The sequence below is a fragment of the Phreatobacter sp. genome, assembly GCF_030691135.1.
In the GTDB taxonomy this organism is placed as follows: Bacteria; Pseudomonadota; Alphaproteobacteria; order Rhizobiales; family Phreatobacteraceae; genus Phreatobacter.
The window spans coordinates 119309-130395 of sequence record NZ_JAUYFA010000070.1; the positions used below are offsets into that span (position 1 = coordinate 119309).

At 68.2% G+C, this 11087-nt stretch carries 9 protein-coding genes; 5 read left to right on the forward strand and 4 right to left on the reverse strand.

Annotated elements, in window-relative coordinates:
- Positions 1-17: 17 nt before the first annotated feature.
- The 4 genes from Q8O26_RS12645 to Q8O26_RS12660 all read right to left on the reverse strand — a co-directional run bounded on the left by Q8O26_RS12645 (position 18) and on the right by Q8O26_RS12660 (position 4498).
- On the reverse strand, positions 18-302 hold the full coding sequence (locus Q8O26_RS12645; RefSeq protein WP_305576101.1) for a DUF4031 domain-containing protein: 285 nt from the start codon (positions 300-302) through the stop codon (positions 18-20).
- A 12-nt stretch (positions 303-314) separates the two neighbouring features.
- The gene (locus Q8O26_RS12650; protein WP_305576103.1) at positions 315-1679 is read right to left on the reverse strand and encodes an AarF/ABC1/UbiB kinase family protein; all 1365 of its coding nucleotides are present in this window, start codon (positions 1677-1679) and stop codon (positions 315-317) included.
- A 165-nt stretch (positions 1680-1844) separates the two neighbouring features.
- Positions 1845-3689, reverse strand: a complete 1845-nt coding sequence (locus Q8O26_RS12655; RefSeq protein ID WP_371134553.1) for a M3 family oligoendopeptidase — start codon at positions 3687-3689, stop codon at positions 1845-1847.
- Between the two features lie 128 nt (positions 3690-3817).
- Positions 3818-4498, reverse strand: a complete 681-nt coding sequence (locus Q8O26_RS12660) for a class I SAM-dependent methyltransferase (RefSeq protein ID WP_305576105.1) — start codon at positions 4496-4498, stop codon at positions 3818-3820.
- Between the two features lie 192 nt (positions 4499-4690).
- On the opposite strand from Q8O26_RS12660, the gene Q8O26_RS12665 reads away from it, so the two are divergent.
- The 5 genes from Q8O26_RS12665 to Q8O26_RS12685 form a co-directional block, all read left to right on the forward strand.
- On the forward strand, positions 4691-5515 hold the full coding sequence (locus tag Q8O26_RS12665) for a UDP-2,3-diacylglucosamine diphosphatase (protein ID WP_305576107.1): 825 nt from the start codon (positions 4691-4693) through the stop codon (positions 5513-5515).
- 13 nt (positions 5516-5528) lie between these two features.
- Positions 5529-6545 (forward strand): glycosyltransferase family 1 protein, encoded by a 1017-nt coding sequence (locus Q8O26_RS12670; protein WP_305576109.1) that lies wholly within the window; start codon positions 5529-5531, stop codon positions 6543-6545.
- Between the two features lie 178 nt (positions 6546-6723).
- The gene (locus tag Q8O26_RS12675; RefSeq protein ID WP_371134555.1) at positions 6724-8148 is read left to right on the forward strand and encodes a sigma-54-dependent transcriptional regulator; all 1425 of its coding nucleotides are present in this window, start codon (positions 6724-6726) and stop codon (positions 8146-8148) included.
- A gap of 141 nt (positions 8149-8289) precedes the next feature.
- The gene (locus Q8O26_RS12680; protein WP_305576113.1) at positions 8290-9936 is read left to right on the forward strand and encodes a murein L,D-transpeptidase; all 1647 of its coding nucleotides are present in this window, start codon (positions 8290-8292) and stop codon (positions 9934-9936) included.
- A 239-nt stretch (positions 9937-10175) separates the two neighbouring features.
- The coding region (locus Q8O26_RS12685) for a DUF882 domain-containing protein (protein ID WP_305576115.1) at positions 10176-11087 on the forward strand (912 nt) is incomplete at its 3' end.

The window sequence follows — 11087 nt, forward strand, 5'->3', positions numbered from 1 at the left end:
CTGTCAAGGCGATGCCGTCAGGCGGCGCGCGCGGCCTGGGGACGCGGCAGGCGCACGCGGCGGAAGACGACGACGATTTCGTGGCGGTTGCAGGCGACGGCGCCGCGGGCGATGGCGCGGCGGCGCTCGAATCCGGTGAGGTCGTAATGCGGTGCGCTGGTCTTCGGCGGGCCCTGGTAGATCAGGCGGTGGACGCCGATCTCGCGGGCGAAACGGTGCAGTTCCTCCTCGCTGTCGGCGAGGAGATGGCACCATTTCAGCCCCTGCCATGGCCAGATCGCGTCGTCCACGTAGACCGCCACCGCGCCGGCTCCTCAGGCGGCGAGAAGGCCGGCGGCGCCGAGGGCGGCCTGCTGGCGTTGGGTGACCGCGGCGAGGCTGAAGCGGTCGATCTCCTCGTTGAACATGCGGTAGAAATTCAGTTCCGCCTTGAGGTGCAGGAAGACGCCGCCGAGGCCGATGGCGGCGCGGTCCATCAGCACGAATTCCTGCGGGATGGTGACGGGGCCCTTCTCCTTCAGCGCCTTGTGGACGGTGAAGGCCTCGCGCCGGCCGTACTGGCCGGGGGAGACGCCGTCGGCGATGGAGCGGACGCGGTCGTCGAGCAGCGGCCCGTAGATGAAGCGCGCCCACAGGTTCAGGATATCGATGAGATCCCGGTTGAGGTTCTTGAAGCCCCAGGTCTCGTAGGCATGGACGACGCGCGCCTCGTCGTTCTCCTCGAGGCCCTTGTAGAGGTCGATGACGGCGCCGATGAAGCGCGGCGGGAAGATGCGCACGCAGCCGTAGTCCAGGAGGTTGATGCCGCCGGGTTCGCCGTCCTCTTCGAAGACGGTGTAATTGCCGAGATGCGGGTCGCCGTGGATGACGCCGATGGCGGCGAAGGGATGCCACCAGGCGCGGAACATGGCGGTGGCGAGCCGGTTGCGGATGGCGAGCGTCTGATCGACATGGGACAGCATCTTCGTGCCGTCGAGCCAGGACAGCGTCAGGAGGCGGCCGGTGGAGAGCTCATGCCGGATGGTCGGCACACGCACCAGCGGCTCGTCCGAGAGGACCTCCTGATAGAGCGCGGCGTTCTTGGCCTCGCGGCGGTAGTCGAGTTCCTCGCGGACCCGCTCGCCGATCTCCTTGATGATCTCGCGGGTGTCGATGGCACTGTCCATACGCCGCTGGATGGCGAAGAGAATCTCGAGCTGGGACAGATCGGCCTCCACCGCCGACTGCATGTCCGGGTACTGCAGCTTGCAGGCGAGGGCCATGCCGTCATGGGCGGTGGCGCGGTGGACCTGGCCGAGGGAGGCGGCGGCAGCGGGGATCTTGTCGAAGGCGGCGAAGCGCTTCTCCCAGTCGGGCCCGAGTTCGGCCATCATGCGGCGCTTGACGAAGGCCGGGCCCATGGGCGGCGCGTCCGACTGCAGCTTCTGCAACTCCTCGGCATATTCGGGCGGCAGGACCTCGGGGATGGTGGCGAGGAGCTGGGCGACCTTCATGATCGGCCCCTTCAGGCCACCGAGTGCGCGGCTCAGGTCGGCGGCGTTCTTCTCGCGGTCGAGGCCGGTGCCGAACAGGCGGGCCGCGGCGATCGAGGCGGCCGCACCCGCCACGTTGGTGCCGACGCGGGCATAGCGCGACAGGCGTCCGGTCAGGCGATTGGCTTCGTCGTCGCGCGGCGGCATGCGGGCTCCCGGGGATCAGGGTCGAGAGCAGGACATAGTGCGGGTGGGGCCGGGTTTCGAGGGGCGGGCGTTCAGGCCGGCCAGTTGTCGCGGATCCAGCGGGTCAGGCCTTCCTCGCCCAGCTCTCCTTGTCGAAGCGGGTGACGACGGCGATCTGGAGGGACATCATTCTTCCATCGCCTCCAGCTCGTCGATCAGGCGGGCAATGACGCCGAGACCGCCCTGCCAGAAGGCCGGGTCGCGGGCATCGAGCCCGAAGGGCGCCAGGAGTTCGGCGTGGTGCTTGGTACCGCCGGCCGAGAGCATGGCGAGATAGCGCGCCGCAAAGCCGGAATCGGCCTTCTCGTAGACCGCATAGAGCGAGTTCACCAGGCAGTCGCCGAAGGCATAGGCGTAGACGTAGAAGGGCGAATGGATGAAGTGCGGGATATAGGCCCAGAAGGTCTCGTAGCCCGGCTTCAGTTCGATGGCGGGGCCGAGGCTCTCGGCCTGGACGCTCATCCAGGCGGCGGAAATGTCGTCGGCGGTCAGTTCACCGTTACGGCGCTGCGAGTGGATCTGCCGCTCGAAGGAATAGAAGGCGATCTGGCGGATCACCGTGTTGATCATGTCCTCGACCTTGGAGGCGATGAGCGCCTTCTTCTGGACGGGGTCGGTGGTGGCCTTCAGGATCGCCTTGAAGGTCAGCATCTCGCCGAAGACCGACGCTGTCTCGGCGAGGGTGAGCGGTGTCGGCGCCATCAGCGCGCCGTTGGGGGCGGCGAGCACCTGGTGGACGCCGTGGCCGAGCTCGTGGGCGAGGATCATCACGTCGCGCGGCTTGCCCTGGTAGTTGAGCAGCACGAAGGGATGGGCGGAGGGCACGGTCGGGTGGGCGAAGGCGCCAGGCGCCTTGCCGGGGCGGACCGGCGCGTCGATCCAGCCCTCGTCGAAGAAGCGGCTGGCGATGTTGGACAGATCCGGCGAGAAGCCCGCATAGGCCGAGAGCACCGTGTCGCGCGCCTCGGTCCAGGCGATGGTGCGCTGTTCGACCTGCGGCAGCGGCGCGTTGCGGTCCCAGTGCGGCAGCGTCTCCTTGCCGAACCAGCGGGCCTTCAGCTTGTAGTAGCGGTGGGAGAGGGCCGGATAGGCCTCGCGCACGGCGGCGACCAGCGCGTCGACCACTTCGCGCTCGACCCTGTTGGCGAGGTGACGTGAATCCGCCACGTCCTCGAAACCGCGCCAGCGGTCGGAGATTTCCTTGTCCTTGGCCAGCGTATTGGTGATCAGGGCGAAGGTGCGCAGGTTCTCGCCGAAGGTCGCGGCCAGCGCGTCGGAGGCCTTGCGGCGGTTGTCCTCTGCCGTGTCCTGCAGCAGGTTCAACGCCGGCTCCAGCGGCAGTTCCTCGCCGTCGATGGTGAAGCGCAGGCTCGCCATGGTCTCGTCGAACAGGCGGTTCCAGGCAGCGCGCCCGGTCATGTTCTTCTCGTGGAAGAGCTTCTCGATGCGGTCGTCGAGCTGGAAGGGCTTGTCCTTGCGGATGTCCTCCAGCCAGGGACGGTAGCGGGCGAGCGGGGGCAGCATCACCGCCTGATCGATCAGTCCATCCTCGATGCGGTTCAGCTCGAGGGTGAAGAACAGGAGATGCGACGAGGTCGCGGTGATCTTCTCCTGGATGTCGCCATAGAACTTCGCCCGCACCGGGTCGGTGGTGTCGCCGGCATAGACGAGGCCGGCATAGGAGGCGAGGCGGCCGAGGAGGTCTTCCAGCGCCTCGAAGCGGGTCACCGCCTCGGTGAGGCCGGCGGCGGCGCTGGCGCTGCGGGCGATCTCCTCCAGCCGGCCCTCATAGGCCGCCTCGAAGGCGAGGGCCTCGGTTTCGGCACGGTAGAGGTCGTCGGCGACGGCCGGCGCGTCCATGCCGGCATAGAGGGCCGTCAGGTCCCATTCGGGGAGGGCGCCGAGAGCCTCGACGCGCTTCTCGCGCGCAGCCGCACTCTTCGAGCCGGCATCGTTGACTGAACGGCGCATGGAAGCCTCCTGACGGTCGATCCCAGGGGGCTGGTATGGGCAAAAGGCTTCGACCGATCAACGGCGCGCGTGGCCCAGAGGGACCGAGAGGGGGCCGCCGTTGCCGCTGTGCAACGCCTGCCGACGGTTCAGCCGGCAGCCGCCATCCGCGGCATGTCCTGCTCTCCCGCGGCGCGCTTGCGGAAGCGGACCAGCGTGTAGACGCCCAGCGGGGCGACCCGGCGACGCTCGGCGACCTCGACGCCGCCATGGGCCTCGGCCCAGGCCTGCAGGCGCTGGAAGGGGAATTCCGGCCTCAGGCCGAAGGTATGGGCGTGCTTGGCGAACCAGCGCTCGATGGCGGCGGCGAGGCCGCGCTCCGAGTAGAGGTGATTGACCAGGATGATCTCGCCGCCAGGCTTCAGGACGCGGGCGCATTCGTCGAGCACGCGCTCGGGCCGCTCGACCAGGGTGATGACGAATTGCGCGACGACGCCGTCGAACATCGCGTCGGGAAAGGCGAGATCGTGGGCGTCCATGACGCTGACGTCCCTGACCTGCGGAAAGGCACCGGTGGCCATGCGCTCGCGCGCCTTGGCGATCATCGGCTCCGACAGGTCGATCCCGTAGATCTCGTGGCGGGCATCGTAGTCCTGGAAAGACAGGCCGGTGCCGACGCCGACTTCGAGGATGCGGTTGCCGGTCTGCTTCACCGCCGCGGTGGCGGCACGGCGGCCCTTCTCGAAGACGGGCCCGCAGACGGCGTCATAGATCGGCGCCCAGCGCGCATAGGCGCGCTCCATCGTTTCCCGGTCGAGATCTCCAGCCATCTGGCGCCCCCGTCAACACGTGCGGGTGCGCCCTGAAATCGGGAGCGGACCCCTCATCCGGCAAGCCGTAGCAAGGCTGGGCGACAGTTGGACGACAGGACCGAGCGTCGCTTCGCCGCGCCTGTCACAAAAGCGCAAGGCGAATCTGATGTTGCTGCCCGCGTCGAAGCAAAAGCGGCCGGGAGCCGGACGATGGTGCAGAAGCGGCACAGGGCAATATTCATCTCGGATGTCCATCTCGGCGCCCGGGGTGCGCAGGCGGCCCTCCTGATCGACTTCCTCCGGCACAATGACGCCGACGTCATCTATCTCGTCGGCGACATCGTCGACGGATGGCAGCTCAAGCGCGGCTGGTACTGGCCGCAGGCGCACAACGACGTCGTGCAGAAGCTTCTGCGGGTCGTGCGCAAGGGCAGCCAGATCTACTACCTGCCGGGAAACCACGACGAATTCATGCGCGACTATTTCGGTACGCATTTCGGCGGCATCGAGGTGATGGACCAGGTCGTGCACGAGGCGGCGGACGGCAAGCGCTTCCTCGTCATCCACGGCGACGCCTTCGACGTGGTGGTCATGCACGCGCGCTGGCTCGCCAATCTCGGAGACTGGGCTTACGACGCGGCGCTCTACTGCAACCGCTGGCTCAATTTCGTGCGACGCCGGCTGGGCCTGACCTACTGGTCGCTGTCGGCCTGGGCGAAGTTCAAGGTGAAGAAAGCGGTCAACTTCATCGGCGCCTTCGAAGAGGCGCTGGCGACCGAAGCGCGGCGCCAGAAGGTCGACGGCGTCATCTGCGGGCACATCCACCACGCGTCCATCAACGACCAGCTCGGTATCCGCTACATGAATTGCGGCGACTGGGTCGAGAGCTGCACCGCCCTGGTGGAGGGCTATGACGGCAGGTTCGAGATCATGCGCTGGACCGAGCTGGTCGCAGCTCCCGGGCTCGTCGATGCCGACATGCACGAGGTCGACCTGCCGATCGCGATGCCGGGGCGTTCGCGGGTGAATGCCTGATCGGGAGGCTGCGATGCGCCTGGCGATCGCCACCGATGCCTGGACACCGCAAGTCAACGGTGTCGTGCGCTCACTCAAGGAGACCGCCGCGGCGCTGGCCGGGCTCGGCATCGATGCCCGGTTCGTGACGCCCGAGGGGCTGCCGACCTGGCCGATGCCGACCTATCCCGACATCCGCCTCGCCCTCGGCGCCGGGACGGCCATCGCCGCCCGGCTCGATGCGATCGCTCCCGCGGCGCTGCACATCGCCACGGAAGGTCCCGTCGGCCATGCGGCGCGGCGCTGGGCACTCTCCAGGGGGCTCGCCTTCACCACCAGCTATCACACCCGCTACCCCGAATATGTGCGGGCCCGGGCGCCGATTCCCGAGGCGTTGACCTACGCCTGGCTGCGCAATTTCCACGGGGCCGCGGTCCGCACGATGGTGCCGACCGAGACGATGCGGCGGGAACTCGCCGGCTGGGGCTTCGCCAATCTCGCGGTGTGGTCGCGCGGCGTCGACACCGCCCTGTTCCGGCCGCGGGCAGGTTCGGGCCTCGGCCTGCCGGGGCCGGTCATGCTGAGCGTCGGACGCGTCGCGGTGGAGAAGAACCTTGAGGCGTTCCTGTCGCTCGACCTGCCAGGGACGAAGCTGGTCGTGGGCGACGGCCCGCAGCGGGCGGAACTCGAGCGTCGCTTTCCCGCAGCGGTCTTCCTCGGGGTTAAGACCGGCGACGAACTGGCCGCAATCTATGCCGCGGCGGACGTCTTCGTCTTCACCAGCCGCACCGACACCTTCGGCAACGTCATGCAGGAGGCTCTGGCCTGCGGGGTGCCGGTCGCGGCTTTCCCGGTGCCCGGCCCGCTTGACGTCATCACCGATCCCGCCGTCGGCGTGCTCGACGAGGACCTCGCGGTCGCCATCCGCTCGGCGCTGGCCCTCGACCGCCGTGCCTGCCGGGCGCTGGCGGAAAGCCGCACCTGGGAGGCGGCGGCACGCCAGTTCGCCGCAGCGCTGGCACCGTTTCCGGCGGCGGCGAGGGCCGCCTGAGCTTGCCGCCCCGGGTTTGGTCCGTTCGGGATCACGCCGTTAGAGCCGCGTTAACCGCCCCTTAAGCGGCACCCACCACCCTCTCCCGAATCGAGACATCCGCATTCCGGGAGTGCATGCCGTGACCACCATCCTCATCTGCGACGACGATCCGGTTCAGCGCCGTCTGGTCGAGGCCATGGTGCGTCGGTTCGGCTATGAGCCTCGCCTGTGCGAGAACGGCGAGCAGGGCCTGCAGATCCTCGTGTCCGAGGGCGATTCGATCGATCTGGTCCTCCTCGACCTCGTCATGCCGGAACGCGACGGGATGGGCGTGCTCGCCGCCATGCGCGAGGAAGGCATCGTCAAGCCGGTCATCGTCCAGACCAGCCAGGGCGGCATCGACACGGTCGTCAACGCCATGCGGGCGGGGGCGACCGACTTCGTCGTCAAGCCGGTCGGCGCCGAGCGCCTCGCCGTATCCATCAAGAACGCCCTGAAGACCGAGGCGCTGGTCGCCGAGGTGCAGCGCCTGAAGCGCAAGGCCGAGGGCACGCTGACCTTCAAGGATATCATCACCCGCTCGCCGCGGATGCAGCCGCTGCTGAAGATGGCCGACAAGGCATCCGCCTCGATGATCCCGGTGATGATCGAGGGCGAGAGCGGCGTCGGCAAGGAACTGCTGGCGCGGGCGATCGCCGGATCGGGCGAGCGACGCGCCAAGCCCTTCGTCGCCGTCAATTGCGGCGCCATCCCGCAGAACCTCGTGGAGAGCATCCTGTTCGGCCACGAGAAGGGCGCCTTCACGGGCGCCACGGACAAGCATACCGGCAAGTTCGTCGAGGCCCATGGCGGCACGCTCTTCCTCGACGAGGTGGGCGAGCTGCCGCTGGAGACGCAGGTGAAGCTCCTGCGCGCGATCCAGGAGGGCGAAGTCGACCCGGTCGGTGCCAAGCGCCCGGTCAAGGTCGACATCCGCATCGTCTCGGCGACCAACCGCGACCTCATCCAGGCGGTGAAGGACGGCCGGTTCCGCGAGGACCTCTATTACCGGCTCTGCGTCTTCCCGATGACGCTGCCGCCGCTGCGCGAGCGCGCCGAGGACATTCCCGACCTGACGCGCCATTTCCTTGCCCGCATCGCGGCGGAAGAGGGCAAGCGCATCCGCGGCATCCAGCCGGCGGTCTACGGCCTTCTCAGCGCCTATCCCTGGCCGGGCAATGTCCGCCAGCTCGAGAACGCCGTGTTCCGCGCCGTGGTCCTGTGCGACGGCGATGAGCTCTCCATCGCCGATTTCCCGCAGATCGCCGCCCAGGTCGACGGCTACGACGTGGTGGTGCCGCTGGCGCCGACGGTGCTGATTGCCTCGCCGGCGCTCCAGCCGTCCTTCTCGCCGCAGCCCGCGATGATCGTCCCGGGCGCCTCCATCGCGCTGGTCGATGCGGCCGGACATGTCCGGCCGATGGAGGAAATCGAGACCGAGGCGCTCAAGTTCGCCCTCGATCATTATCGCGGTCAGATGTCGCAGGTCGCCCGGCGCCTCGGCATCGGCCGCTCGACCCTCTACCGCAAACTCAAGGATCTGGGGCTGGAGGAGCCTGCTGACGTGCCGGAGGAGGTGTGACTGCAAATCCTCGCAGGCGCCGATTTCAGCCGCGATGAAGCGATCGTGGGTTGATCGGCGCTGTGCCGCATGATCGAAAAATGACACGTTTTCAAACGGGTTTGTCCGTGCCGGATTCGCCCGACCCTCGAGGGGACCACGATGCATCTGCGATCGGCCTTCCTTGCTTGCGCCCTGATCGGCTCGGGATCGCTGGCAGTGGCGCAGGCCGATCCGGCACAGCGCTTCTCGCTTGCCGGCTGGGAGGTCGAGCAGGCGATCCCGCGTCCGCCGGTCGACCTTGTCGCCCCGCTCGCCCCGCGGGATTTCGGGCTCGCCGCCTTCCCCGCCGCGCCGATCCTCGCCGAGGCGCCCAATGCGGACGACGAGGCGCCGGAGACGGTGCAGGCGCCGGCAATCCCGCAGCCGACGGAAGCCGATTTCGCCGCGCTTCCCGATGACCCGCCGAGCCTGATCGAGGACGGCCAGCCGGATCCGGCGATCACGACCGAGCGCGTCGCCCAGCAATTGCGGATTCTCCTGGCGCGTCCGGGTGGCGAGCGAGCGCTGCAGCAGCAGTTCAACGCGTTCTATGCCGGCCGCGGCTATGCCCCGCTGTTCGTCAGGGACGGCATCGTCTCGCCGCGCGGGCAGGCCGCCCTGACCCGGCTCGGACAGGCGGGCGAGGACGGTCTCGATCCCGCCGCCTACCGTATCCAGCTGCCCACGGGTCTGCGGACCGCCGAGAGCGTCGCGAGGCTCGAACTCGCGCTGGCGCGGGCCGTCTCGCTCTACGCCTCCCACGCCTCTGGCGGGCGCACGGACCCCAAGCGGCTCTCCGGCTATTTCGACGTCGCGCCGCCGCGGATCGACACGGCCGGCGCGCTCGACGCCGTGGCGCGTGCCGAGAGCGTGTCTGTGGCGCTCGAAGGCTTCAATCCGCCCCATCTCGGTTTCCGCCAGTTGCGCGCCAAGCTCATCGAGATGCGCGGCGAGCGCCGCGAGATGACCACGACCGAGGCGACGCGCCGCCACGCGCTCCGGGAGCGTGATCTGATCGCCAATCTGGAGCGCTGGCGCTGGCTGCCGCGCCGGCTCGGCGACAGCCATATCTGGGTCAATTCGACCGAAGCCCATGTCAATGTCGTGCAGGGGACCGAGGTCATCCACCGCACCCGCGCCGTCGTCGGCCGGGCGGAGACGCAGACACCGATCTTCTCCGATGCGATGAGCTTCATCGTCGTCAACCCGTCCTGGCATGTGCCGATTTCGATCGTGCGCCGTTCCATGCTCGGGCCGGCCACCCGCAATGGCGGCGGCTATTTCGCCCGGCGCGGCATCCAGGTGACGCAGGGCGGCCGCGTCGTCGACGCTTCCACCATCGACTGGGCCTCGGCCAATGTCGGGCGCTACTCGTTCCGCCAGCCGCCGGGTACTGCGAACGCGCTGGGCCGCATGAAGTTCATGTTCCCCAACCGCCACGCCATCTATCTGCACGACACGCCGTCGCGCGGGGATTTCAGCCGATCGGCGCGCGCGCTCTCCAACGGCTGCGTCAGGGTTCAGAATCCCGAGGAACTGGCGACGCTGCTGCTCGGCATCGCGCAGCCGGGCGAGACCTGGACCCTCGGGCGGCTGCGCAGCCTCTACGGCACCGGCGAGCGCTCGGTGCGGTTCCGTCAAACCATCCCGATCCATCTCGTCTATTTCACGATGACGGTGGATTCCAGCGGCGAACTGGTTGAGCTTCCCGACATCTATGGGCACAATGCGCGGGTGCGTACGGCCCTCGCGGGAGGTCGCGTTTAGGTTTTCATTGACCAAGAGGGACGGCAGGCGGGGTGGTCTGGCATGATTTCGCCACAGTTCCTGCCTACCGGTCACGCATCCGTGAGCGGCATCGTGGTTGTCGATCCGTTGACGGCACTCAGGGTTCTTTAACCGATCCTGACGATGATACGTTCACCATGAGCCTGTCCCGCAGGACTCACGAACCGTCCTTCGTTCAACGATAGAGCCCTGTCATAGTGTCCTCAGCCCTACGAACAGTGCCTGGCCGGGTTTCGCGCACCACCCTGCGTGCCACCGCGACCGTCGCCCTCGGCTTTGGACTTCTCATCACCATCAGCAATTCGACCCAGACCGTCGTCGCCAACGGCGATACGCGCACGTTGTCGATGCTGCACAAGCATACCGGTGAACAGGTTCTCCTCACCTTCAAGCGCAACGGCCGCTACGACCAGGACGCGCTGAACAAGCTGAACTGGTTCCTGCGCGACTGGCGCCGCGACGAGCCGATCCGGATGGATCCGCATCTGTTCGACATCATCTGGGAGGTCTATCGGTCGGTAGGAGCCCAGTCGCCCATCCACGTCGTCTCGGCCTATCGCTCGCCCGGCACCAACGCCATGCTGCGTCGCCGCTCGCGCGGCGTCGCCCAGCAGTCGCGCCACATGACCGGCCAGGCGCTCGACTTCTACATCCCCGGCGCTTCCATGACCCGCGTCCGCGAGGCCGGCCTGCTGCTGCAGCGCGGCGGCGTCGGCTTCTATCCGGGGTCCGCCAACCAGTTCGTCCATATGGACACCGGCTCCGTCCGCCACTGGCCGAAAGTGTCGCGCGACTACCTCGCCCGCCTCTTCCCCGACGGCCGCACCGTGCATATTCCCGCCGACGGACGTCCTCTCTCCGGGTTCGACACGGCGCTGGCCATGGTGCGCTCGCGCGGCGGCACCGCCTCGCGCTTCTACAATTCGCGCGCCGACGAGAGCGCCACTTTCGAAGACGACAGCGACCGCGGCGGCGTGATTCGCCAGCGCAGCAATTCGATGGGCCTCTTCGCCGGCCTGTTCGGTGGTGGCGATCAACAGCAGCCGCCGCCGCGCCGCCAGGCCGCCCCGCCGCCGGCGGCCCCCGTTCCGGCCGCCGTCGCTCCCGCTCCGGAGCCCGTCGTCGCGGCT